General features: G+C 45.5%; 20 protein-coding genes and 1 other RNA gene. 11 read left to right on the top strand and 10 right to left on the bottom strand.

Going from position 1 to position 22,590, the window contains the following annotated elements; all coding sequences use genetic code 11:
* Nucleotides 1-50 precede the first annotated feature (50 nt).
* The gene (locus ACF8OV_RS02580; RefSeq protein ID WP_005461722.1) at nucleotides 51-848 is read right to left on the bottom strand and encodes a DUF2189 domain-containing protein; all 798 of its coding nucleotides are present in this window, start codon (nucleotides 846-848) and stop codon (nucleotides 51-53) included.
* 344 nt (nucleotides 849-1,192) lie between these two features.
* Entirely contained in the window at nucleotides 1,193-2,347 is a 1,155-nt protein-coding gene (gene metK / locus ACF8OV_RS02575; RefSeq protein WP_005461723.1) for a methionine adenosyltransferase, read from the bottom strand.
* A gap of 316 nt (nucleotides 2,348-2,663) precedes the next feature.
* Here metK and tkt point away from each other — a divergent pair, with 316 nt between their 5' ends.
* Nucleotides 2,664-4,658, top strand: a complete 1,995-nt coding sequence (gene tkt / locus ACF8OV_RS02570) for a transketolase (RefSeq protein WP_086585629.1) — start codon at nucleotides 2,664-2,666, stop codon at nucleotides 4,656-4,658.
* A 77-nt stretch (nucleotides 4,659-4,735) separates the two neighbouring features.
* On the opposite strand, the gene ACF8OV_RS02565 is transcribed toward tkt, so the two are convergent.
* The gene (locus tag ACF8OV_RS02565; protein ID WP_203503792.1) at nucleotides 4,736-5,629 is read right to left on the bottom strand and encodes a LysR family transcriptional regulator; all 894 of its coding nucleotides are present in this window, start codon (nucleotides 5,627-5,629) and stop codon (nucleotides 4,736-4,738) included.
* A 136-nt stretch (nucleotides 5,630-5,765) separates the two neighbouring features.
* On the opposite strand from ACF8OV_RS02565, the gene ACF8OV_RS02560 reads away from it, so the two are divergent.
* From ACF8OV_RS02560 to mscS, 5 genes are all read left to right on the top strand, one after another.
* A complete protein-coding gene (locus ACF8OV_RS02560) occupies nucleotides 5,766-7,724 on the top strand; it encodes a ligand-gated channel protein (protein WP_203503802.1) in 1,959 nt (652 codons plus the stop codon).
* A gap of 130 nt (nucleotides 7,725-7,854) precedes the next feature.
* Nucleotides 7,855-8,892, top strand: a complete 1,038-nt coding sequence (gene epd / locus ACF8OV_RS02555) for an erythrose-4-phosphate dehydrogenase (RefSeq protein WP_005461726.1) — start codon at nucleotides 7,855-7,857, stop codon at nucleotides 8,890-8,892.
* Between the two features lie 153 nt (nucleotides 8,893-9,045).
* Nucleotides 9,046-10,206 carry a phosphoglycerate kinase gene (locus ACF8OV_RS02550; protein ID WP_005482432.1) on the top strand — a complete coding sequence of 387 codons (1,161 nt, stop codon included), beginning with the start codon at nucleotides 9,046-9,048 and terminating at the stop codon, nucleotides 10,204-10,206.
* A gap of 154 nt (nucleotides 10,207-10,360) precedes the next feature.
* The gene (gene fbaA / locus ACF8OV_RS02545) at nucleotides 10,361-11,437 is read left to right on the top strand and encodes a class II fructose-bisphosphate aldolase (RefSeq protein ID WP_005482445.1); all 1,077 of its coding nucleotides are present in this window, start codon (nucleotides 10,361-10,363) and stop codon (nucleotides 11,435-11,437) included.
* Nucleotides 11,438-11,888: 451 nt separating this feature from the next.
* Nucleotides 11,889-12,755, top strand: coding sequence for a small-conductance mechanosensitive channel MscS (mscS, locus tag ACF8OV_RS02540; protein ID WP_005482477.1), 867 nt, complete (start codon nucleotides 11,889-11,891; stop codon nucleotides 12,753-12,755).
* A gap of 46 nt (nucleotides 12,756-12,801) precedes the next feature.
* On the opposite strand, the gene ACF8OV_RS02535 is transcribed toward mscS, so the two are convergent.
* Both ACF8OV_RS02535 and ACF8OV_RS02530 read right to left on the bottom strand, forming a co-directional pair.
* The gene (locus ACF8OV_RS02535) at nucleotides 12,802-13,284 is read right to left on the bottom strand and encodes a YbaK/EbsC family protein (protein ID WP_005493893.1); all 483 of its coding nucleotides are present in this window, start codon (nucleotides 13,282-13,284) and stop codon (nucleotides 12,802-12,804) included.
* 24 nt (nucleotides 13,285-13,308) lie between these two features.
* A complete protein-coding gene (locus tag ACF8OV_RS02530) occupies nucleotides 13,309-13,938 on the bottom strand; it encodes a LysE/ArgO family amino acid transporter (protein ID WP_021450042.1) in 630 nt (209 codons plus the stop codon).
* 139 nt (nucleotides 13,939-14,077) lie between these two features.
* Between ACF8OV_RS02530 and ACF8OV_RS02525 the strand changes: the two genes are divergently transcribed.
* Together ACF8OV_RS02525 and ACF8OV_RS02520 are read left to right on the top strand one after the other, a co-directional pair.
* The gene (locus tag ACF8OV_RS02525) at nucleotides 14,078-14,974 is read left to right on the top strand and encodes a LysR family transcriptional regulator ArgP (RefSeq protein WP_005482449.1); all 897 of its coding nucleotides are present in this window, start codon (nucleotides 14,078-14,080) and stop codon (nucleotides 14,972-14,974) included.
* Nucleotides 14,975-15,197: 223 nt separating this feature from the next.
* Nucleotides 15,198-15,890, top strand: a complete 693-nt coding sequence (locus tag ACF8OV_RS02520; protein ID WP_005482489.1) for an oxidative stress defense protein — start codon at nucleotides 15,198-15,200, stop codon at nucleotides 15,888-15,890.
* 64 nt (nucleotides 15,891-15,954) lie between these two features.
* Here ACF8OV_RS02520 and serA read toward each other — a convergent pair whose 3' ends face one another.
* From serA to ACF8OV_RS02495, 5 genes are all read right to left on the bottom strand, one after another.
* On the bottom strand, nucleotides 15,955-17,187 hold the full coding sequence (gene serA, locus ACF8OV_RS02515; RefSeq protein WP_005482463.1) for a phosphoglycerate dehydrogenase: 1,233 nt from the start codon (nucleotides 17,185-17,187) through the stop codon (nucleotides 15,955-15,957).
* A 274-nt stretch (nucleotides 17,188-17,461) separates the two neighbouring features.
* Nucleotides 17,462-18,118 carry a ribose-5-phosphate isomerase RpiA gene (gene rpiA, locus ACF8OV_RS02510; protein ID WP_005493901.1) on the bottom strand — a complete coding sequence of 219 codons (657 nt, stop codon included), beginning with the start codon at nucleotides 18,116-18,118 and terminating at the stop codon, nucleotides 17,462-17,464.
* 59 nt (nucleotides 18,119-18,177) lie between these two features.
* Nucleotides 18,178-18,771 carry a 5-formyltetrahydrofolate cyclo-ligase gene (locus tag ACF8OV_RS02505; protein WP_024699283.1) on the bottom strand — a complete coding sequence of 198 codons (594 nt, stop codon included), beginning with the start codon at nucleotides 18,769-18,771 and terminating at the stop codon, nucleotides 18,178-18,180.
* Between the two features lie 19 nt (nucleotides 18,772-18,790).
* Nucleotides 18,791-18,975, bottom strand: a non-coding RNA gene (gene ssrS / locus ACF8OV_RS02500) — 6S RNA.
* A gap of 8 nt (nucleotides 18,976-18,983) precedes the next feature.
* Nucleotides 18,984-19,292, bottom strand: a complete 309-nt coding sequence (locus ACF8OV_RS02495) for a cell division protein ZapA (RefSeq protein WP_392404322.1) — start codon at nucleotides 19,290-19,292, stop codon at nucleotides 18,984-18,986.
* Between the two features lie 249 nt (nucleotides 19,293-19,541).
* Here ACF8OV_RS02495 and ACF8OV_RS02490 point away from each other — a divergent pair, with 249 nt between their 5' ends.
* The 3 genes from ACF8OV_RS02490 to ACF8OV_RS02480 are packed head-to-tail and all read left to right on the top strand — an operon-like array spanning nucleotide 19,542 to nucleotide 22,579.
* On the top strand, nucleotides 19,542-20,120 hold the full coding sequence (locus ACF8OV_RS02490; RefSeq protein WP_005457285.1) for a YecA family protein: 579 nt from the start codon (nucleotides 19,542-19,544) through the stop codon (nucleotides 20,118-20,120).
* Nucleotides 20,121-20,142: 22 nt separating this feature from the next.
* The gene (ubiH, locus tag ACF8OV_RS02485) at nucleotides 20,143-21,321 is read left to right on the top strand and encodes a 2-octaprenyl-6-methoxyphenyl hydroxylase (RefSeq protein WP_203503804.1); all 1,179 of its coding nucleotides are present in this window, start codon (nucleotides 20,143-20,145) and stop codon (nucleotides 21,319-21,321) included.
* Between the two features lie 49 nt (nucleotides 21,322-21,370).
* Complete coding sequence (locus tag ACF8OV_RS02480) at nucleotides 21,371-22,579, top strand: FAD-dependent 2-octaprenylphenol hydroxylase (protein ID WP_203503806.1); 1,209 nt, start codon at nucleotides 21,371-21,373, stop codon at nucleotides 22,577-22,579.
* Nucleotides 22,580-22,590: the final 11 nt, after the last annotated feature.

Raw genomic sequence — 22,590 nt, 5'->3', positions numbered from 1 at the left:
TCAATAAAAAGCCCCCGCGTTGGCGAGGGCTGAATCATAGCATTTGTCCGTTAAGGCGTGTGTTTTTTCTTGATGGTTGCATGGTAGGCGTGCCATGTACCGTAGCCCAAAATTGGCATGGTAAACAACATACCGATTCCGTAGGTAGCAAAGCCAATTAAGATACCGCCACAAATAATCGCTGCCCAAACAATCATGGCCGGAATATTGGATTTCACTGCGTTAAAGCTAGTAAACACCGCTGTCATCATGTCGACACGGCGCTCCATCATTAATGGAATCGAAAATGCAGAGATACTAAATACGATACACGCCAACACGAATCCAACCAATGAACCTATGACCAGAAAAGGCAAAAACTCAGTCAGTGGTGCGCCTTGTACGGATGGGTACAACGCGTGGAGCAGCGCAGCGATACGCATCCAGAAAATCATACAGACGGCGAGCAATACTGCGAACGCCCATTGTGAGCTGGAGTTACGACCAATCGCTTTCATGGAATGGAGCAGGCGCGCTTTGTGCCCACGTTCTCTCTCCCAACTCGCATCATAAAGACCCAGTGCTAAAAACGGACCTATGAGCATATAGACGATGAGGCTTGGCATCACCACTAAGTGTGTGCCTTGCCATTGCACCAGAAGCACAATACCAATCGCTGCTGCCATAAAACAGATGCCGTAAAAAGCACTGATGAGAGGCATACGTACGAAATCATGTAACCCCAGAGCTAACCAATGAAAGGGGGCACTCAGATTGACGGTGTTACACGGAATGGTTCTGGCGTATTCATTATCTGGCACTTCCTTTCGTTTGCTTTGGAAGTCAGATGGATTCACGGTACGAGGCATAACTCCTCCTTGATTAATTCCCACGGTGTCAACGCTTACCAAGGTCGTCAGTACTCGATCATCTCAATGGTTATCTTAAGGAGTACAGTGACTTGGTATCGAGCCATACAAAAGGATGTTTGGTTTACGTGTTTTAATCACGGACTTCACCACGTGAACCTACATCTTATTACTCGGTGTTATATGCATCGAAAAGTGCATTTAACATTATGTTAACTATTGGCGGTGATAGGGGAATTTACAAATAATTGCTGAATTTTTGTTCGGCAAGGGGAGGGAGGAATGTTCGATACAAAAAGCCCCCGCCATAAGGCGAGGGCTTTGTTGATTCTTGCGTGGCTCGATTACTTGATGCCAGCGAAATCGCGTAGAAGCTCAGCTTTATCAGTCGCTTCCCATGGGAACTCTTCGCGACCGAAGTGACCGTATGCTGCTGTCTTCTTGTAGATTGGTTGAAGTAGGTTAAGCATTTCTTGTAGACCGTATGGACGTAGGTCGAAGAATTGACGAACCGCTTCAATGATGATGTCGTGAGATACTTTCTCGGTACCAAACGTTTCAACCATGATAGACGTTGGATCAGCAACACCGATTGCGTAAGAAAGTTGGATTTCACAACGGTCAGCCATACCAGCCGCTACGATGTTTTTCGCTACGTAACGTGCTGCGTAAGCTGCAGAGCGGTCTACTTTCGATGGATCTTTACCAGAGAATGCACCGCCACCGTGACGAGCTGCACCGCCGTAAGTATCTACGATGATTTTACGACCAGTTAGACCACAGTCACCCATTGGGCCACCGATAACGAAACGACCGGTTGGGTTGATGAAGAAGTTAGTGTCTTTGCTGATCCACTCTGCAGGAAGAACAGGTTTGATGATCTCTTCCATTACTGCTTCACGTAGGTCAGGCGTAGAGATTGAATCACAGTGCTGAGTTGAAAGAACAACAGCATCGATACCAACAATCTTACCTTGGTCGTACTGGAACGTTACCTGAGATTTTGCGTCTGGACGCAACCAAGGTAGTGTGCCGTTTTTACGAACTTCTGCTTGCTTTTCAACAAGACGGTGAGAGTAAGTGATTGGCGCTGGCATGAGTACTTCAGTTTCGTTACATGCGTAACCAAACATGATGCCTTGGTCGCCTGCACCTTGCTCTTTAGGGTCAGCTTTATCAACACCTTGGTTGATATCTGGAGACTGTTTACCGATTGTGTTTAGAACTGCACAAGAGTTCGCGTCAAAGCCCATATCTGAGTGTACGTAGCCGATTTCACGAACGGTTTCACGAGTTAACTCTTCGATGTCAACCCATGCTGAAGTCGTGATTTCACCACCCACCATTACCATACCGGTTTTAACGTAAGTCTCACATGCAACACGAGCCTTTGGATCTTGCTCTAGAATCGCGTCAAGAACCGCATCAGAAATCTGGTCTGCAATTTTATCTGGATGACCTTCTGATACTGACTCAGAAGTAAACAGGTGCTTAGCCATGTTAGCTCCACTATATCTGGTTTAAAACTGAGGAATGATAAACTCCCCAGCGCAAATTAATACTAATATTTGTAGGTGTATCTACATCTAGACGTCTATTCTAATTTTGATTGCTCGAATTACAAGCTCTTTTTTGGTTTTTGTTATAACCAAACGTTTGCTTGAATTATTGATAATTTTTAGAACTTCGATGTATTTGAACTGAAAGGTGCAATATTTGTGAGGTTTTGGGTTGGAAAACGTTTGCACACCCCACTTGGCTTTGAGAGAATTGTGACCTCTTTTTTCGTTTCGCTTAATGTACTCAGGAGCAGACATGTCGTCTCGTAAACATCTTGCCAATGCAATTCGTGCTCTAAGCATGGATGGTGTTCAACAAGCTAACTCTGGCCACCCAGGCGCACCTATGGGTATGGCTGATATCGCTGAAGTTCTTTGGCGCTCTCACCTAAACCACAACCCAGCTAACCCAGAGTGGGCAGATCGCGACCGTTTTGTACTTTCAAACGGCCACGGTTCTATGCTGATCTACTCTCTACTGCACTTGAGCGGTTACGAGCTATCTATCGATGATCTGAAAAACTTCCGTCAGCTTCACTCTAAGACTCCAGGTCACCCAGAGTACGGCTACGCACCAGGCATCGAAACGACAACAGGTCCTCTAGGTCAAGGTATCACGAACGCTGTTGGTATGGCTCTAGCAGAAAAAGCGCTAGCAGCACAATTCAACAAAGAAGGCCACGACATCATTGACCATTTCACTTACGTGTTCATGGGTGATGGCTGTCTGATGGAAGGTATCTCGCATGAGGCATGTTCTCTTGCTGGTACGCTAGGCCTAGGTAAACTGATCGCATTTTGGGATGACAACGGCATCTCTATCGATGGTCACGTTGAAGGTTGGTTCTCTGACGATACACCTAAGCGTTTCGAAGCGTACGGTTGGCACGTAATCCCAGCAGTAGATGGCCACGATTCTGAAGCAATCAACGCAGCGATTGAAGCTGCAAAAGCAGATCCTCGTCCTACGCTAATTTGTACGAAGACTATCATCGGTTTTGGTTCTCCAAACAAATCGGGTTCTCACGACTGTCACGGTGCACCACTAGGCGCTGAAGAAATCGCAGCAGCACGTGAATTCCTAGGTTGGGAACACCCTGCATTTGAAATCCCTGCTGATGTATACGCAGAGTGGGATGCAAAAGCAGCTGGCGCTGAAAAAGAAGCGGCGTGGAACGCGAAGTTCGAAGCATACGCAGCGGCTTACCCAACAGAAGCAGCAGAGCTTAAGCGTCGTCTAAACGGCGAACTTCCTGCAGAGTGGGAAGAGAAAGCAAACCAAATCATTGCTGATCTTCAAGCAAACCCAGCAAACATTGCGTCACGTAAAGCATCTCAAAATGCTCTAGAAGCTTTCGGTCAAATGCTACCAGAATTTATGGGCGGCTCTGCTGACCTAGCACCTTCTAACCTAACCATGTGGTCGGGTTCTAAGTCTCTAGAAGCGAACGACTTCTCTGGTAACTATATCCACTACGGTGTACGTGAATTTGGTATGACTGCTATTATGAACGGTATCGCACTACACGGCGGTTTCGTTCCTTACGGCGCAACATTCCTAATGTTCATGGAATACGCTCGTAACGCAATGCGTATGGCTGCTTTGATGAAAATTCAGAACATCCAAGTGTACACACACGATTCTATCGGTCTTGGCGAAGATGGCCCAACTCACCAACCAGTTGAGCAAATGGCGTCTCTACGTTTGACTCCAAACATGAACACATGGCGCCCATGTGACCAAGTTGAGTCTGCTGTAGCATGGAAACTAGCGATTGAACGTAAAGATGCACCAACAGCACTTATCTTCTCTCGTCAAAACCTAGCGCAACAACCACGTAGCGCTGAGCAAGTTACAGACATCGCGAAAGGTGGTTACATCCTGAAAGACAGCGATGGCAAGCCTGAGCTAATCCTAATCGCAACAGGTTCTGAAGTTGAGCTAGCAGTGAAAGCCGCTGAACAACTAACCGCAGAAGGTAAGAAAGTACGCGTTGTTTCAATGCCATCAACAGATGCATTCGACAAACAAGACGCAGATTACCGTGAAGCAGTTCTACCATCAGACGTAACAGCTCGTATCGCTATTGAAGCGGGCATCGCAGACTTCTGGTACAAGTACGTTGGTTTCGACGGTCGCATCATCGGTATGACAACATTCGGTGAATCTGCACCTGCTGACCAGTTGTTCGAAATGTTTGGTTTCACTGTAGAAAACGTAGTGAACACAGCAAAAGAACTACTAGCGTAATCGAGGCAGTTGTTTAAACCGGCTCTGTTGAGCGGTTGTGAGAAAAGGCCATCATGTTGATGGCCTTTTTATTTGTCTCAATATTTCCAATCTAGCGGAATACTTTGGTGAATATCTTCAAGCAGTACGGATAAGCGAAGAGGATGACGCCCTGCTGGTGTATAACAGTTGATCGTTATTGGCTCTGAAAGCCAGCCTTCAAGGCATGGGGTGATACGGCCGGGGTGATGTTTCTCATACCCTTGTGCAGTCCAAGTTGGCAAGAGACCAATGCCGTGTCCGTTGGCGATACTATCGATCTGCATAGCAATGTTGTCGCTATAGAGTCGGCTGACAAATGGTTCTAGAAAAAACTCCCCTTGTTCTGGGTGCGAGAGTAGCAAACCATTCTCTTGTATCGACCCAAAATCTATCCACGGATGTTTGTTTAGTTCTCTCGGGTGGTGGATGGAGCCATGTTTTTCGATGTAGTTTGGCGACGCGAATGGGGTGTAACGAAATACGCCAAGCGTTTCTTTGCGCCAATCCAGCCCTTTGTGTTCACCTAGCCAGATAAACAAATCTGGATCGTGGTGTGTATCGGAAAAATCACTGGTGAGCTGGACTCTGACATCAGGGTTCTCCGCCAGAAATTCATTGAGCACATCGCCTAACCAACTGCGAACTAACGCTGCGTGGCAAACGATATGTAGAGAGCCTGATACTTGATTATTTAAGCCTTGAAGCGCCTCATAACTTTCCTCGCTGAGCTCTAGGATCTGGCGGCTGTAGTCGGCAAAAATCTCCCCTGCGCGTGTCAGAATCAAGCGGTTGCCTTGTCGAGTTGTTAGCGCTTGGCCAAAGTCGGCTTCTAATTGTGCTAAGCGGCGGCTCACGGTGGATTTCGGCTGATTCAGTGCTTTGGCGGCTGCGGTCAAACTTTTGTGTTGGTTAAGCGCATCAAAAGCACGAATTGATGCTAAGTCGTGCATATCTTACTCCTTACTGCGTTATGTACGGATTCCATATATGGGAAGAACCGTTCCATAACTCTCACTATGCATCTCATTCTATTTATGAATAATTCCACTTCGAAAATAATAATCATTATCAATTATGGAGATGTAGATGTCCACTCTTAGACTGCCAGTGCTAACTGCTACTGGTGTTTTAGCCTTCGTCAGTGTCCCTCATGTATTTGCTAACGACTCAGTTTCTAAAATGGAAACCGTCGTGGTGACAGCGTCAAGTTATGAGCAATCCCAAGCGGATGCGCCTGCAAGTATTAGTGTTATCTCGCGAGAAGAATTGGACTCGCGCTACTACCGCGACGTGACTGATGCACTGAAAAGTGTGCCGGGTGTTGTTGTGACTGGTGGTGGTGATACAACCGATATCAGCATTCGTGGTATGGGCTCTAAGTACACGTTAATTCTTGTGGATGGTAAGCGCCAAAGTACTCGCGAAACTCGCCCAAATAGCGATGGCCCTGGTATTGAACAAGGTTGGTTGCCACCACTTCAAGCCATTGAGCGAATCGAAGTGATCCGTGGCCCGATGTCGACGCTGTATGGTTCCGATGCGATTGGTGGTGTGATTAACGTGCTCACCCGTAAAGATGCGCTTGAGTGGACAGGTAATGTGCAGCTGGGGACGGTTATCCAAGAAAACAGCCGTTCTGGTGGTGAACAGAGTGCAAACTTCTTTGTAAATGGCCCTCTTGCAGAAAACTTGTTGCTACAGGTTTATGGTCAATACACCGCAAGGGAAGAAGATGACATTGATTATGGTTATGAAGACAAAGATATGCAGAGCATCTCTTCAAAACTGATCTATCAAATCAATGATCGTCACTCTGTGCAGTTAGAGGGTGGTACATCGGCACAAAGTCGTCGCGGTAATGTTGGTCTTTCTGTACCTACGACGGGCTGTCGTAGAGGCTGTGAAGATTCATTGAATGAATATCGTCGTAACTACGTTACGCTTAGTCACACCGGGGAGTGGGAGTTATTGGGTAACTCTGATACCTACTTGCAGCGCGAGGAGAGTGAAAACAAATCTCGCGAAATGACTATTGTAAATACCACGTTTAAATCCAGCGTAGTTAAAGGGCTGGGCGCGCATACTCTAACAACTGGTGTCGATGCAACGCATGCCGAGTTGGAAGATTTTACGTCCAACAAAGCATCATCTAAAACGAAAGCATCAAATACACAATGGGCAGTGTTCATCGAAGATGAATGGAAGATCGCAGAACCTTTTAGTCTGACATTAGGTGGTCGTTTGGATCACGATGAAAACTATGGCGCGCATTTTAGCCCGAGAGTGTATGGTGTGTGGCGTGTTGATCCTGCTTGGACGGTCAAAGGCGGTGTGGCGACAGGCTTCCGCTCTCCTCAGTTACGTGAAATTACCCCAGGTTGGGCGCAAGTCAGTGGTGGCGGTAATATTTATGGTAACCCAGATTTGGATCCGGAAACTTCCCTGAACAAAGAAATCAGTGTGCTTTACCAAGGTGATTCTGGTCTTGATGTGACATTAACCGCCTTCCACAATGAGTTTAAAGATAAGATTACTCGCGTGGTGTGCCCAGATACAATTTGTACGGATGGCCCAAACCAATGGGGGGCGGATCCTACTTACCGCATTAATGTGGATGAAGCTGTTACTCAGGGTGTAGAAGCAACGTTGGCGAAACCACTAACCGAGACTATCTACTTAAGCTCAAGCTATACCTTTACCGACTCGGAGCAAAAAACGGGTGAATACAAAGGCATGCCACTTCAGCAACTTCCAAAGCATCTGTTTAATGTTGATGTCACTTGGCAAACAACAGACAACCTAGAGAGTTGGACGAAAGTGACCTACCGAGGCAAAGAAATGGATCCGGTCACTGGCCCATCACGCAACAGTATCGTTGAACCTGCTTATACGTTTGTAGATGCCGGCGTAACGTATCAGTTGACGGATAACACCAAGATCAAAGGTGCGATTTACAACCTGTTCGATGAAGACATCAACTACAAAGAATATGGGTACGTCGAAGATGGACGTCGTTACTGGTTAGGGTTAGACGTAGCGTTCTAATCTCTTTCAAAGAAGGCTGGGCTATGTCCCAGCCTTTTTAAATCATGCTTTACTATGATTCATTAGGTGCGTTTTTCAGCCTTATCAGGTACTATCTGTGCCACGAAATTTTTGGTGGGGCGAAGGATAAATGCTAAAAGTTGCGATCAATGGATTTGGACGTATAGGTCGTAATGTTCTGCGAGCTGTCTATGAAAGCGGCAAACATCAGCAGATTAAAGTGGTAGCGGTTAATGAGCTTGCTCAACCAGAGGCAATGGCTCACCTTCTACAATATGACACCAGTCATGGCCGTTTTGGTAAGAAAATCTCCCACGATCAAGAACATTTGAATGTTCACCATGAAAGCGGTGAATATGATGCCATCCGAATTCTTCATCTCTCTGAAATTGAACTGCTTCCGTGGCGCGACCTTGAGGTCGATATCGTTTTAGATTGTACCGGCGTTTATGGTTCAAAGGCGGATGGTCTTGCCCATATCGAAGCCGGAGCGAAGAAAGTGCTCTTCTCTCACCCAGGAGCGAACGATCTCGATAACACCATTATTTACGGTGTGAACCACGAAACTCTCAAAGATGAACACCGCGTGGTGTCCAATGGTTCATGTACCACCAACTGTATTGTTCCCATAATCAAAGTATTGGATGAAGCATTTGGGATTGAGTCAGGTACCATTACCACAATCCACTCATCCATGAACGACCAACAAGTTATTGATGCCTACCATAATGACTTACGTCGTACTCGAGCTGCGAGCCAATCTATCATTCCTGTTGACACCAAGTTGCATAAAGGAATTGAAAGAATCTTCCCGAAATTTTCCAACAAATTCGAAGCCATTTCCGTTCGAGTTCCGACAGTTAACGTCACTGCAATGGATTTAAGTGTCACAATTAATACAAATGTGAAAGTTAATGACGTAAATCAAACCATTGTTAACGCATCTCAGTGTACATTACGTAACATTGTTGACTATACTGAATCGCCACTCGTTTCCATCGACTTTAACCACGATCCCCATAGCGCGATAGTGGATGGAACTCAGACAAGAGTGAGTAACGGGCAATTAGTAAAAATGCTCGTTTGGTGCGATAACGAATGGGGCTTTGCTAACCGGATGCTGGATACCGCTTTAGCAATGAAAGCTTCTTCACAAGTGGAGCTTTAAAGGTGAAGAAGTGATGGAGAGAATTTTTATTTCAAGCCTTGAAATAAATCTGACGTATCTCCATATCTATAACCAGTTTGAAGAATTAACAGGCTTGGCAGGGTTGCCGAGTTTTCAAAAACTTTAATTATTAAATATTTGAGAGGACACATCATGTCTGTAATCAAGATGACTGACCTGGATCTTGCAGGTAAACGTGTATTCATCCGTGCTGACCTAAACGTGCCAGTAAAAGACGGTAAAGTAACTTCTGATGCACGTATCATCGCATCTCTTCCAACTATTAAGCACTGCCTAGAAGCTGGCGCTAAAGTAATGGTTACTTCTCACCTAGGTCGTCCAACTGAAGGTGAATACGCTGAAGAGTTCTCTCTACAACCAGTTGTTAACTACCTAAACGACGCACTAGATTGCGAAGTTAAACTTGCTAAAGATTACCTAGATGGCCTAGAGCTAAACGCTGGTGAGCTTGTTGTTCTAGAAAACGTTCGCTTCAACAAAGGCGAGAAGAAAAACGAAGAAGAGCTATCTAAGAAATACGCAGCACTATGTGACGTATTCGTAATGGATGCATTCGGTACGGCTCACCGTGCTCAAGCGTCAACTCACGGCGTTGGTATGCACGCTCCTGTAGCTTGTGCTGGTCCTCTACTAGCAAACGAACTAGAAGCTCTAGGCAAAGCAATGGACAAGCCTGCTCGTCCAATGGTTGCTATCGTAGGTGGTTCAAAAGTTTCTACTAAGCTAACTGTTCTTGAATCTCTATCTAAAATCGCTGACCAACTTGTTGTTGGTGGTGGTATTGCTAACACATTCATCGCTGCTGCTGGTCACAACGTTGGTAAATCTCTATACGAAGCTGACCTAGTAGACACTGCTAAGAAGCTAATGGACGAGTGTGCAATTCCAGTGGCAACTGACGTTGCATGTGCGAAAGCATTCGACGAGAACGCAGAAGCAGAAATCAAACACGTTTCTGAAGTACAAGACGACGATATGATCTTCGACCTTGGTCCAGAATCAACAGCAGCTCTAGCTGAAATCCTTAAAAACGCGAAAACTATCCTATGGAACGGTCCTGTAGGTGTATTCGAATTCAAGAACTTCGAAGCAGGTACTAAAGGTATCTCTGAAGCTATCGCAGCTTCTGAAGGTTTCTCTGTTGCAGGTGGTGGTGACACGCTAGCAGCTATCGACAAGTTCGGTATCAAAGCTGACGTATCTTACATCTCTACTGGCGGCGGCGCTTTCCTTGAGTTCGTAGAAGGTAAAGTTCTTCCAGCAGTAGAAATGCTAGAAGCACGCGCTAAGTAATTAAAGCAAAGCGGGGGAGTTACTCTCCCGCTTTCTTGTTTGCTGCAACGTGAGAGGAACTCTGCTAGAATAGCCTCAGTTGTGAGCAAACGTTTGCAAGATTTTCAACTTAACAAGTTTTGTTTAAAAACGACAGATAAATAGGATTACATCCATGTCTAAGATCTTCGACTTCGTAAAACCAGGTGTTATCTCTGGCGATGACGTTCAGAAAGTATTTGAAGTTGCAAAAGAAAACCACTTTGCACTTCCAGCAGTAAACTGTGTTGGTACTGACTCTGTAAACGCAGTACTTGAAGCAGCTGCAAAAGTTAAAGCTCCAGTTATCGTTCAGTTCTCTAACGGTGGCGCTGCTTTCTTTGCTGGTAAAGGTCTAAAACTTGAAGGTCAAGAAGCTCAAATCCTAGGTGCTGTTGCTGGTGCGAAATACGTTCACGCTGTAGCTGAAGCTTACGGTGTTCCAGTAATCCTACACACTGACCACGCTGCTAAGAAACTTCTACCATGGATCGACGGTCTACTAGACGCTGGTGAAGAGTACTTCGCGCAAACTGGTAAACCTCTATTCTCTTCTCACATGATCGACCTTTCTGAAGAGTCTCTAGAAGAGAACATCGAAATTTCTGCTAAGTACCTAGAGCGCATGGCTAAAATGAACATGACTCTAGAAATCGAACTTGGTTGTACTGGTGGTGAAGAAGACGGCGTTGACAACTCTGATATGGACGCGTCTGAGCTATACACTTCTCCAGAAGACGTTGCATATGCATACGAGAAACTAAACGCAATCAGCCACCGTTTCACTATTGCAGCATCTTTCGGTAACGTACACGGCGTTTACAAGCCAGGTAACGTTGTTCTAACTCCAACTATCCTACGTGATTCTCAAGCGTACGTTTCTGAGAAATTCGGTCTTCCAGCGAACTCTCTAAACTTCGTATTCCACGGTGGTTCTGGTTCTTCTCTAGAAGAAATCCGTGAATCTATCGGCTACGGTGTTATCAAAATGAACATCGATACAGATACACAGTGGGCAACTTGGGATGGTATCCGTCAGTACGAAGCTGAAAACCACGATTACCTACAAGGTCAAATCGGTAACCCAACTGGCGAAGACGCGCCAAACAAGAAGTACTACGATCCACGCGTATGGCTACGTGCTGGTCAAGCTTCAATGGTTACTCGTCTTGAGCAAGCATTTGCTGACCTTAACGCAATCGACGTACTATAATTCGTCTGAATTGAGTTATCTAAAAACCCGCTCTTTGAGCGGGTTTTTTTGTGTCTGTCATTTGGCTTTCTTCAACGTTAAATAGATTTATACCCATGCTGAATAGAATAATGGATGGGGGCATGTAAGCACGTATCAATAATACGCCAATAATCATTAGGTTGTTTTTTAGCCGCTTCGCATGAATCTAGGTAATAGAAGTGGCGAAATGTTAAAGCATTGCGTACTCTGTAACAGGTCGATATCAGAAAATTCTGATAAAGCCTTGTTTTGCATATCTTTGCGAAACTCTGACTTTGCAAAATGTCAAAGTTGGGATATCGTGCCAAAAATCTGACACTGTTCAGTTGGGCAATAGGGATATTGTTGTAGATAAGGGCCTATAAAAAACAAGGCTCATAAGTTAACGGCAATTAGATTTATATATCTTTATTTTTTGAGGATAAGAATTATGGCAGGTGAATCGATGGGTATCGATACCACTCTAACAGATGGGCTGACTCAAGCTGAGACTTGGCTTACAAACAACTCAGACCTACTTATTCAGTACGGTGTGAACATTATTTCAGCGCTGATTATCCTATTTATCGGTAATATTATCGTTAAAGCAGTCGCTGGCAGTGTTTCCAAAGTACTTGAAAAGAAAAACATGGATAAGGCGGTCGTAGAATTTATTCACGGTCTTGTTCGTTACCTACTATTCGTTATCGTACTTATCGCAGCTCTGGGCCGCTTAGGTGTTCAAACGGCATCGGTTGTTGCTGTAATCGGTGCGGCAGGTCTTGCTGTTGGTCTTGCTCTACAAGGTTCTCTATCAAACTTTGCGGCAGGCGTACTGATTGTTGCATTCCGTCCATTTAAATCTGGCGACTATGTAGAGATTGGCGGCGTAGCGGGTAGTGTTGAAGCGATTCAAATCTTCCAAACAGTTCTAAAAACACCAGACAACAAAATGGTTGTTGTACCTAACTCGTCTGTTATTGGTGGTGCAATCACGAACTACTCTCGTCATGCAACACGACGCGTTGATTTGGTCATCGGCGTTTCATACAAAGCCGATCTTAAGCTAACGAAGAAAGTGATTCGCGAAACGCTAGAAAAAGATCCTCGTATCTTGAAAGATCCTGATATGACTATCGGTGTTCTAACACTAGCAGATTCTTCAGTTAACTTCGTAGTGCGCCCTTGGGTTAAAACTGCGGATTACTGGGGTGTGTACTTCGATTCAATGCAAGGCATTAAAGAAGCATTGGACGAGAACGGTATCGAAATTCCATTCCCACAAATGGATGTTCATTTGAACCGTGTCGAATCTTAATTCGAACGATAGATAATCTAAAAAGCGAGGCACTAGCCTCGCTTTTTTATATTTCAAACAGAGGGTTATTACCTATCTGTAAGAGTGGTTTTAAATGAATGCCTGCAATACCGAAGGTGCGCTCTGGTAGCCCTGGTGTATAAAGCAACTCTTCGTGATGATAGAGCTTGGTATCCACCACGATCGCAACCTCTGGTGGTAAACCTATCGGGCAAACAGCACCGGGTAGGCAGCCAAGTAATTCCTGCATGAGTTCATCACTGCCAATAGAAGGTCGCTTGCCTAATATTGCTTTAATCGTGTTGGCATCAAGGCGAGAGTCTTTATCAGTAATGAACACGGCATACCCGCCACCTTTGAGTGTTAAAAACAGGCTTTTGCTATGTGTGCCTTGCCAGCCGAGTTCTTTCGCGACTTTAAGGTCGGTGTCGAAGTCGAGAATGGCTTCATGTCGCCATTCTCGAAATGGAATCGAGAGCGAATGCAATCGCTCTTTGTTGATGCGATAGATGTTTTCCAGTGACTCCATGTCATTCATATCCTTTGGTTTTGGTTACCAGTATTTAGTGATGAGCTCGCTCGCGAGTACATAAGCAATGGTGAACATCATCAGTGCAACGGCGATATCGATGCCTTTTTTCACTTTCGGTTTAGATAGCGTAGGCCCGAGTTTTGCGGCGCCCATCGACAAGGTATAGAACCAAACAAATGACGCCATAATAGTGCCTAACGCGAAAGCGATTCGATCATGGCCTTCAAATTGTCCACCGATTGAGCCTAAGATAACAACGGTATCTAAGTACAAATGTGGGTTGAGCACGGTGACAGCTAATGCGCCTAAAATGACCGTTCGGCGTCCACGAGCTACGACTTCCCCTTTTGATTCCGATTCATTCTCTGGCTTGAATGCGCTTTTAAGCGAAAGTAGTCCATAGAAGCTCAGGAAGGCAATACCACCAAGCGTCACCGATGTCAGTAGGACTTCATTTTGAGACAGAATAGCACCACCACCAAAGATACCTAGAGAAATGAAGATCATATCTAGGACGCTACAAATAGTGGCTGTCGTCAGGTGGTGATTGCGCTTTATGCCTTGATTCAAGACATACGCATTTTGTGCTCCGATCGGAATGATCATCGATGCCCCTAAACCAAATCCTTGCAATAAAACCCAAAAGCTCACAATACACCTCAAATAATTAAGAAAACGACAGAGAGGGGAAAGATAATGGCTTTGGTTAAATAAGTATAATTAATGATTTTAATATATTATTAGAGTTACTTATTTGGTGGTTTGGTGTCGGGTTTTTGGGAGAAAGTGAATGCGAGGGTTGGATTACAAATGGATAGAAGCCTTGGATGCCGTTGTTTATCAAGGCAGTTTTGAACGAGCTGCTGAGCATCTGTTTGTCTCACAATCTGCCATTTCGCAGCGTATTAAACAGCTCGAAAAATTCTTGGCGCAACCTGTGTTAATTCGAGAGCAGCCACCCAAGCCAACTCCTATTGGAAAAAAACTATTGGGGCTTTACCGTCGAGTTCGGTTGCTAGAGCACGAAATTTTACCTGAGATCAAAAACGATACTACAACGCGCCCAGTGCAACTGTCTTTGGCTACTAACGCCGACAGTTTGGCAACGTGGTTACTGCCAGCTTTGCAAGACGTCATGAAAACTCGTCAAGTAGAGTTGAAGCTGACGATTTACGGTGAATCACGTTCAATAGAAAAACTGAAAAGTGGTGAGGTCGCAGGGGCGATCAGTTTAGAGTCTCAAGCGATACCAAATTGTCGCGCCGATTACTTAGGACGAATTGATTACGTTTGTGTGGCTAACCCTGAGTTTTATCAGCGTTACTTTTCTGAAGGTGTAAACAATCAGACCTTAGCAAAGGCGCCAGCGGTTTCCTACGATCAGTATGATGACTTACATAAAAAGTTTCTCACAGAGCATTTCAATGTGCGTCCTGATAGCGTGATTCATCATAACATCAGTAGCTCAGAGGCCTTTCTCAAAATGGCGTTAGCTGGAGTGGCATATTGTTTGATCCCTCGTTTGCAAATTACTGATGAGCTAGAGCAAGGCTCGTTAATTGATATTACGCCTGGCTTCCTGATGTCTTATCGTATTTATTGGCACCATTGGCAGTTGGAAACTGGCGTATTGCAGGAGATTTCACAAGCGATTGTCAATTATGCACAGCGTCATTTACCACAGTAGTGATTGAATAGACGACCATTTCTGACGAATATTAAATGACGAATGGTTGAAATTACACCAAAGTTACACAGTCAAAGTTGTGTTAGAAGTGAAGTTAGGAGCTTGGATAATCACCGGAAGTTTCTATTATGAAACCACTTACTCCTACAGCTCGGCGACTTAACAAAGTCGGTGATGCTGATTTGTGGAGACACTTCACTATTGATATGGATGGATTTGTCGAATGAAACTGTATTCGTGTTTGCTGGCTTCAGCACTTAGTCTTAGCAGTGTTTCAGTCTTGGCTGATGTGCCTGAATTTGCTCACGTAACAACAACGGGTTACGGTGAGGTGGTCGCAACACCAGACATGGCGACCTTTTCTGTAAAAGTGGTGGATACCACCATGACAGCGGAACAAGCAAAACAATCAGTCGATAAAACAGTCGAAGATTTTCTCCAATATCTGTCTGATGCTGGTTTATCAAAGGACAATATCACCAGCTCAAACCTGTATCTTGCGCCTCAGTATCACTACCCTAAATCGGGCAAAGCGGAGTTGGTTGGATACAGAGCATCACGCAGCATCAATGTAACAGTGACAGATTTAGCCGATCTTAACCAGTATTTGGATATGGCGTTGAAAGCTGGCATTAATCAGGTCGACAACATCCAATTGAAAGTGAGCAATCAAGCGGAATACCAACAAAAAGCACGCATGGCTGCGATCAAAGATGCGAGAGAAAAAGCGGCATCGCTTGCATCTGGCTTTGATAAAAAACTCGGCGGCATCTGGCAAATTAACTATAACCAAATGCATGTACAGCCTGTGTTGATGCGCTCAATGGCGATGGACAGCAAGCAAGGTTCGAACAGTTACCAAGACTCGACTCTTGTAATTCGTGACCAAGTGGATGTGGTTTACAAATTAAAATAATTTGTTTTGGTAACACAAAAAGAAAAGGCAGGGATAATCCCTGCCTTTGTTGTATGGATTCTTCTTAATGAAGAATACGAGCACGAATCGTGCCTTCAATGCTTTTCAGCTTAGTTAGTGCTTCTTCTGAACGCTCAGTTTCCACATCAATAACTACGTAGCCGATCTCAGCTTCAGTTTGTAGGTACTGCGCTGCGATGTTGATGCCTTCTTCTGCGAAGATGGTGTTAATTTGAGTCAGAATACCTGGGCGGTTTTTGTGAATGTGCAGTAAGCGAGAGCACTCACGACCGTGTTCAGGCAGAGATACTTCAGGGAAGTTAACGCTTGATAGTGTTGAACCATTATCTGAATATTTCGCCAGTTTACCCGCTACTTCCACGCCGATGTTTTCTTGTGCTTCTTGAGTAGAGCCGCCCACGTGTGGCGTTAGAATGACGTTATCGAATTTCTGTAGTGGAGATTCAAACGGGTCAGCGTTTGTTTTTGGTTCAACTGGGAATACGTCGATTGCTGCGCCAGCTAAGTGACCTGCTTCTAGGCTGTGGCAAAGCGCAGGAATATCAACAACGGTACCGCGAGCGGCGTTGATGAAGATTGCGCCAGGCTTCATGCGAGCAAATTCTTCTTCGCCCATCATATTCTTCGTTTCAGGTGTTTCTGGTACGTGCAGCGAAATAACATCACATTTGTTTAGCAGCTCGCTCATCGTGTGGATTTGCGTTGCGTTGCCAAGTGATAGTTTGTTTTCGATGTCGTAGTAGTACACGCGCATACCTAAGTTTTCAGCAATAATGCCCAGCTGAGTACCGATATGGCCGTAACCAATGATACCAAGACGTTTACCACGCGCTTCGTAAGAGTTGTCTGCGCTCTTCTTCCAAATACCACGGTGTGCTAAAGCGTTCTTTTCAGGAATCCCACGAAGGAGCAGAAGAATCTGACCAAGCACGAGTTCTGCTACACTTCGCGTGTTTGAAAACGGTGCATTGAATACAGGAATACCACGTTTTGCCGCCGCACCAAGATCGACTTGGTTAGTTCCGATACAAAAACAGCCAATCGCAACCAGTTTGTTTGCCGCATTGATCACTTCCTCGGATAGATTCGTTCGGGAGCGGATACCGATGAAGTGCGTATCTTTAACTGCTTCAATCAGTTCTTCCTCTGAAAGCGAACCTTTGTGATATTCAATGTTGGTGTAACCAGCTGCTTGAAGAACTTCAACTGAAGAAGGGTGAAGTCCCTCGAGTAAGAGGATCTTAATCTTTTCTTTTTCCAGTGAAACTTTGGCCATTTTTTCTCGTCCTTAAAATGGAAAGGTGGGCTAATGTGGCGCACATTGGGCAAAACCATTAAAAAGGGGATAATTAATAGTTTTGTAGGAGGACAAACGTTTCCTTGTGCGTCTTCTGTTCAATAAAGTAACAAAAAAAAATTGCTTTGGGTAAGAAAATTACGGAATAAGAGATAATTTTCTTAGAGAAAGGAATAAAAAACGGTGCCTTGCAGCACCGTCTGTAATGAAATAACAGAAAACTGAATCAGATAGACCTATTCATGGCTGTTATTTACTCTTCAATTTTTGCGCCTTCTGGCGTGCCAGTGATCACAACATCAGCACCTCGGTGAGCAAAAAGACCAACCGTTACCACACCCGCGATGCCGTTGATTTTGTCTTCCATCTCTTTCGGGTTGGTGATTTGCATGTTGTGTACATCTAGGATGATGTTGCCGTTATCCGTTACAACACCTTCACGGTATGCAGGGTCGCCACCAAGTTTCACCAACTCACGAGCAACGTAAGAACGTGCCATTGGAATCACTTCCACTGGAAGAGGGAACTGGCCAAGTACGTCAACCGCTTTCGTGTCGTCAACGATACATACAAACTTTTCAGAGATTGCTGCAACGATTTTTTCACGAGTTAGCGCTGCACCGCCACCTTTGATCATTTCACGCGCAGGGTTGATTTCGTCTGCGCCATCAACATATACGTCTAGCTTAATTACGTCGTTGCACTCAAAAACTTCAATACCAAGCTCTTTTAGACGCTCTGTAGAAGCAACTGAGCTAGACACTGCACCTTTGATATCATCTTTGATAGTGCCTAGTGCATCGATGAAGTGATTCACGGTAGAGCCTGTGCCAACACCGACAATGCTGCCTTTCTCAACATATTTAAGTGCTGCCCAACCAGCCGCTTTTTTCATTTCATCTTGAGTCATGCCAATCTCCTGAATAGATGTTCGTTAACGTTTGCGGGCGTGATTATAGCGGCTAAGCGTTACTTTTCCCATTGCCATATTTGGCTTGGAGTCACGATCTTAGGTAATGGAATATCCCAGCTTTCAATTGGTAAGCGTTCTACATGCTGGCAATCGTGAGCAATGCCAATCGGTTTGGCACCTTCTCCTGTCTTGAACCAATGAGAAAGAGTGCGATCGTAGTAGCCTCCACCCATACCTAAGCGGTGCCCGATGCTGTCGAAGCCGACCAAAGGCGTGCAGATTACATCTAATTGTTTGACGGGAAGAAGGTGGCGAATATCGAGCTTTGGTTCGAGAATGCGGTACTTATTGTAGACCAGTTGATCTTCATTCACGTATTGAAGAAACAATAACTGGCCTTTTGAGAACGGATGGATGACGGGTAAATACACCGACTTTCCCTGTTGCCATAACCATTCAATCAGTGGCTTCGTATCGAGTTCACCATCGGCAGAGAGATAAATGGCAATGTTCTGCGCTTGTTGGATTTCTGGAAGTTGGGCGAATTGAGTAACTAGGTCTAGCCCCGCTTGAAACTGCGTATCGCTACACAAGGCGTTACGTTTTTCACGGATAAGTTTGCGGAAGTCTTGCCGGGAGCGTGATGATATGGATTGTGATGACATAAAGGAATACCCCAGGGTGCCGTTGAGGATTGTGGCCCTTGAACCAGCTGGTTCAAGGCGGATCAGCAATGATAACCGTAGGCTTCTCGGTGCATGCCAAGCTTGCTCAATAGCTATCAAGTACTAACCCTTTGGTATTGCTTATCGGCTCAGGGACTTAAATCCGTCTGACGAACACCCCAGGGTAAATTTTGTATCTACGGCTGTCCTTGCGTAACTTTACTTAGTGCGTTCTCTAAAGACGCGGTGAGCTTTTCCATGCGCTCAGTAATTTCTTGCTGTTGACCGTTTGATTCGTATGACTTGGTGTGCAACTCATAACAAATGTTTAATGCAGCAAACGTCAGCAGTTGAATTTCATTGGTTACCTTAGTACGTTCGCTCATCTCTTTCAATCGGCGATCAAGATCTTTTGCTGCTGCAGCGAGAGACTCTTCTTGCCCTGCTGGACAATTTACTCGTGTAACTTTGCCTAGTATTTCTACGTCGATCGCTTGATTGCTCATGATGAATAAACTCTATATTCGCGCTATCTAAGGTGTTGCTACGTGCAACTACCGAGGAGGAAACTATAGGAAAACCGTTATTAAGATTCAAGCATTTCCCATCACAGAAAGAGAAATGATGACGTGATCACACAGGAATTGGGCAAATTGAGCAAATGGTGTTCAAAATTGAATTTGATAGCCGTTTCAGACGACTAACCTTGATGGTAGGATATGTCGATACATTATTACGCAAGAATGAGCCAAGTTATGAGTGAAATCACCCTTCCAGAATATCAATCTATTGCTGCAGAGCTACAATCTGCAAGTTTAGCTGTGACACCTGCGGAGCTGCACGGTTTGCTTGTCGGCATGCTAAGTGGTGGATTGGCGATTAACGATCAAACCTGGCAACCAATTCTATTCGATTACACCAATGATGGCATGGGCTGGCCAACGACTGCGTTAGCTTTTGCACAGACGGTCTTCAAAGTGACGGCGAACGAGCTAACGGGTTCATCCATGGAGCTGTCACTACTTCTGCCGGATGAGTCGGGCGAAGAGGGTTTATTCGCGTTGGCAGATAGCTTGTCTGATTTTGTGAATCACTTTATCTCTGGTCTTGGTTTAGCAGGCATTGCGCTGAACAATGCATCGGATGATGCAAAAGAAGCGTTGGCTGACCTAGAAGAAATTGCCAAGTTAGGCATTGATGAAGATGATGACTTTGGTGAACAAGCACAATTGCTGGAACAAGTCATTGAACACGTGAAAGCTTGCGTACTTACCATTCATGCAGAGTTCGGAGCTCGCCCAGAAAGCAGCGAAAGCAAACCGACGATTCATTAATCTAGATAGACCAGAGGTTAACATGAAGCAATATGACGTAGTAATTGCTGGTGGTGCCATGGCTGGGGCTACACTAGCTTTAGCGATTGAGCATTTGTCTCAAGGGGCTTTGCGTGTTGCCGTTGTTGAACCGTTTAAAGCGCAATCTGATCAGCATCCGGGCTTTGATTCGCGCTCGATTGCTTTGTCTTATGGTACGGTTAACCTGCTGCGTCACTTAGCGTTATGGTCTGCGATTGAACCTTTTTCGACCCCGATTGAACACATCCATGTGTCCGATCGTTCTCATGCGGGAATGACGGACATCACTAAGCACGACGTTGGCGTTGAAGCGTTAGGTTATGTCGTAGAGTTAGCCGATGTTGGTCGTGTTTACCAAGAATTGCTGACTCACAGTACCGCTATCGATTTGTACTGCCCAGACTCCGCGAAGCACATTACCCGAACTCAAGAAAATGTGACGATTGAGCTTGCTAGTGGTGAGTTGCTTAATGCGAAATTACTTGTTGCCGCCGATGGTGCGGTTTCGCAATGTTGTCAGCAAATTGGTTTGGAGCTTTCTGAGCATGATTTCGACCAAGTTGCCGTAATTGCCAATATTGTGACTCAAGAGCTGCATCAAGGTCGCGCATTTGAGCGTTTTACTGAAAACGGCCCAGTTGCCCTGCTGCCAATGAGTGATAATCGAATGTCGCTCGTATGGTGCTTACGCCCTGATGAAGCTCAAATTGTAATGGAATTGTCTGAAAGCGAATTTCTTGAACGGCTTCAGCAAGATTTTGGTTGGCGATTAGGTGCGATGCAAAAAGTGGGCCTCCGTGCGAGCTATCCGTTGTTGCTTCGTCACCGTAAGCAAAATATTTCACACCGTTTTGCGATAGTCGGTAACGCAGCACAAACGCTGCATCCGATTGCTGGGCAGGGCTTCAACTTGGGGATCCGAGACGTGGTCACTCTCGCTGAGGAACTGGTCAAGCAAGGTGAAGATGTTGGGCGTTACCAAGGCCTGATCCGCTTTAGTCAACGCCGAGAAGCAGACCGCAACGAAACCATTTGGCTAACAAGCTCGTTAGTCCATGTGTTTTCAAACGATTTACTCGCGATGCGAATTGGGCGAAATACAGCCTTAGCCGCGATGGATAACCTTTCTATTTTTAAGCAGCCGCTCTTGCGCCATACTCTTGGTTTAGTGAAACGATGATTGACTGCAACAAACTAGGTAACAACCAGTTATTAGGTAATAAATAGCAATGATGCAAAGTGTAGATATCGCCATCATCGGCGGAGGGATGGTTGGGTTGGCGCTTGCCGCCGCATTCAAAGACAGTGACCTGCGTATCGCCGTGATCGAAGGTAGCGTGCCAGATGAAACGTTGAATGAACTGCCTGATGTGCGAGTTTCTGCACTGAGCCGCTCAAGTGAAACCATTTTACGTAAGCTAGGAGCTTGGCAGGGTATTGAGCAACGCCGTGCTGCACCTTACTACGGTATGGAAGTGTGGGAGCAAGACAGCTTCGCAAAAATAGAGTTTGATGCACAAAGTATGGCGCAACCTGATTTGGGTCACATCGTTGAAAATCGCGTGATCCAGTTAGCGTTGTTGGAACAAGTGCAAAAGCTAGAGAATGTGACGCTATTCATGCCAGCGCGCTGTGCGACACTCGCGGTCGGTGAACAAGAGAGTTGGTTAACGCTCGATAACGGCCAAGCGATGACAGCGAAGCTGGTGGTTGGCGCAGATGGCGCGAATTCGTGGCTGCGTAACCAGATGGATATTCCTTTGACGCATTGGGACTACGGTCACCATGCGTTGGTTGCTAATGTGAAAACAGCGGATCCGCACCACAGCATCGCGCGTCAGATTTTTACACCTCACGGGCCTTTGGCATTTTTACCGATGTCTCAACCAAACATGTGTTCTATCGTCTGGTCGACAGAGCCAAACCGAGCGGAAGAATTGCTGGCCATGAGCGATGAAGCGTTCAACAAAACGCTAACCAGCGAATTCGATGCTCGTTTAGGCGTGTGTGAAGTGGTGGGAGAGCGAGCGGCGTTTCCGCTAAAAATGCGCTATGCCCGAGACTTTGTGGTTGAGCGTGTTGCACTGGTTGGCGATGCGGCTCATACCATCCACCCTTTAGCTGGCCAAGGCGTGAACCTCGGCTTATTGGATGCTGCCGGTCTGGCGCAAGAAGTACTGACTCTTTGGAAACAAGGGCAAGACATTGGTAGTAAACGCAATCTGCGTGGCTATGAGCGTTGGCGTAAGGCTGAAGCGGCGAAGATGATTGCGGCGATGCAAGGTTTCCGTGATTTATTCTCTGGTGACCATCCAGCGAAAAAACTGGTTCGCGGTATTGGCTTGAGTTTAGCGGGACAATTACCGGGTGCTAAAGATGAGATCATGAAACGTGCACTGGGTTTGAAGGGGCACCTACCAGAACTGGCTCGTCAATAGCTCTGAGTTAC

The sequence above is a fragment of the Vibrio sp. GLN_1 genome (assembly GCF_043106015.1).
GTDB lineage: Bacteria > Pseudomonadota > Gammaproteobacteria > Enterobacterales > Vibrionaceae > Vibrio > Vibrio parahaemolyticus.
The sequence above is the reverse complement of the archived record's forward strand: the minus strand, read 5'-3'. Positions and strand labels throughout refer to the sequence as shown.

What these genes read in the sequence shown, in the direction of transcription:
- ACF8OV_RS02490 (WP_005457285.1), top strand. Translation starts at nt 19,542, where the DNA reads ATGAGTGAAATCACCCTTCCAGAATATCAATCTATTGCTGCAGAGCTA.
- ACF8OV_RS02525 (WP_005482449.1), top strand. Translation starts at nt 14,078, where the DNA reads ATGCGAGGGTTGGATTACAAATGGATAGAAGCCTTGGATGCCGTTGTT.
- metK (WP_005461723.1), bottom strand. Translation starts at nt 2,347, where the DNA reads ATGGCTAAGCACCTGTTTACTTCTGAGTCAGTATCAGAAGGTCATCCA.
- mscS (WP_005482477.1), top strand. Translation starts at nt 11,889, where the DNA reads ATGGCAGGTGAATCGATGGGTATCGATACCACTCTAACAGATGGGCTG.
- fbaA (WP_005482445.1), top strand. Translation starts at nt 10,361, where the DNA reads ATGTCTAAGATCTTCGACTTCGTAAAACCAGGTGTTATCTCTGGCGAT.
- ACF8OV_RS02480 (WP_203503806.1), top strand. Translation starts at nt 21,371, where the DNA reads ATGATGCAAAGTGTAGATATCGCCATCATCGGCGGAGGGATGGTTGGG.
- ACF8OV_RS02565 (WP_203503792.1), bottom strand. Translation starts at nt 5,629, where the DNA reads ATGCACGACTTAGCATCAATTCGTGCTTTTGATGCGCTTAACCAACAC.
- epd (WP_005461726.1), top strand. Translation starts at nt 7,855, where the DNA reads ATGCTAAAAGTTGCGATCAATGGATTTGGACGTATAGGTCGTAATGTT.
- ubiH (WP_203503804.1), top strand. Translation starts at nt 20,143, where the DNA reads ATGAAGCAATATGACGTAGTAATTGCTGGTGGTGCCATGGCTGGGGCT.
- ACF8OV_RS02580 (WP_005461722.1), bottom strand. Translation starts at nt 848, where the DNA reads ATGCCTCGTACCGTGAATCCATCTGACTTCCAAAGCAAACGAAAGGAA.
- rpiA (WP_005493901.1), bottom strand. Translation starts at nt 18,118, where the DNA reads ATGACTCAAGATGAAATGAAAAAAGCGGCTGGTTGGGCAGCACTTAAA.
- tkt (WP_086585629.1), top strand. Translation starts at nt 2,664, where the DNA reads ATGTCGTCTCGTAAACATCTTGCCAATGCAATTCGTGCTCTAAGCATG.
- ACF8OV_RS02535 (WP_005493893.1), bottom strand. Translation starts at nt 13,284, where the DNA reads ATGGAGTCACTGGAAAACATCTATCGCATCAACAAAGAGCGATTGCAT.
- ACF8OV_RS02520 (WP_005482489.1), top strand. Translation starts at nt 15,198, where the DNA reads ATGAAACTGTATTCGTGTTTGCTGGCTTCAGCACTTAGTCTTAGCAGT.
- ACF8OV_RS02560 (WP_203503802.1), top strand. Translation starts at nt 5,766, where the DNA reads ATGTCCACTCTTAGACTGCCAGTGCTAACTGCTACTGGTGTTTTAGCC.
- ACF8OV_RS02550 (WP_005482432.1), top strand. Translation starts at nt 9,046, where the DNA reads ATGTCTGTAATCAAGATGACTGACCTGGATCTTGCAGGTAAACGTGTA.
- ACF8OV_RS02495 (WP_392404322.1), bottom strand. Translation starts at nt 19,292, where the DNA reads ATGAGCAATCAAGCGATCGACGTAGAAATACTAGGCAAAGTTACACGA.
- serA (WP_005482463.1), bottom strand. Translation starts at nt 17,187, where the DNA reads ATGGCCAAAGTTTCACTGGAAAAAGAAAAGATTAAGATCCTCTTACTC.